This is a genomic window from Ruegeria sp. AI3 (assembly GCF_056541245.1).
Window position 1 is genome coordinate 1 of sequence record NZ_JBQFYA010000108.1, and the last position, 516, is coordinate 516.

Annotated in this window: 2 protein-coding genes; both read right to left on the reverse strand. The window is 60.7% G+C overall.

Translation table 11 applies throughout. The annotated features are described in order from the left end of the window. The coding region (locus tag ACRZ95_RS23310) for an L-rhamnose mutarotase (RefSeq protein WP_480555800.1) at positions 1 to 101 on the reverse strand (101 nt) is incomplete at its 3' end. Continuing rightward, positions 98 to 516 (reverse strand): enolase C-terminal domain-like protein (locus ACRZ95_RS23315; protein WP_480555798.1); only part of this gene is annotated, 419 nt, incomplete at its 5' end. The genes ACRZ95_RS23310 and ACRZ95_RS23315, both read right to left, overlap by 4 nt.

Below are 516 nucleotides of genomic sequence, written 5' to 3' on the forward strand. Positions count from 1 at the left end.
ATCTGCGCTAACACATCAGGCCAGACGGCTGCGTGCAGGCGTTTGTATTCGTCCAGTTTTTCGGGTTTTACGCCGATCACCATACCCATACGTTTCATCATGCGCCCTCACTGATTGTGATCGGCGAGGATTGGGCTTCGATCGCCTGCCAGTCCCACGCGATGCCAAGCCCGGGCACGTCTGACGGAATGGCAAAGCCATCCTCGATGCGCATCGCGTCCGTGGTCACACTGTCAAGCTGCGGGATGTATTCCAGCCATTTCGCGTTGGGTACGGCACAGACCAGCGGCAAGTGCAGTTCCATCAGGAAATGCGGGCAGACCATGACGTTATACGCCTCGGCCAGATGCGCCACTTTCAGCCACGGGGTGATCCCCCCGATCCGCGCGACGTCGACCTGCACGATGCTGGCCGCGCCCGCTTGCAGGTAATCCTTGAACTGGCTCAGCGAATACATGCTCTCGCCGACGGCAATCGGCACCGAGGTGCGGCGCGACAGCTCGGCATGACCCGCGA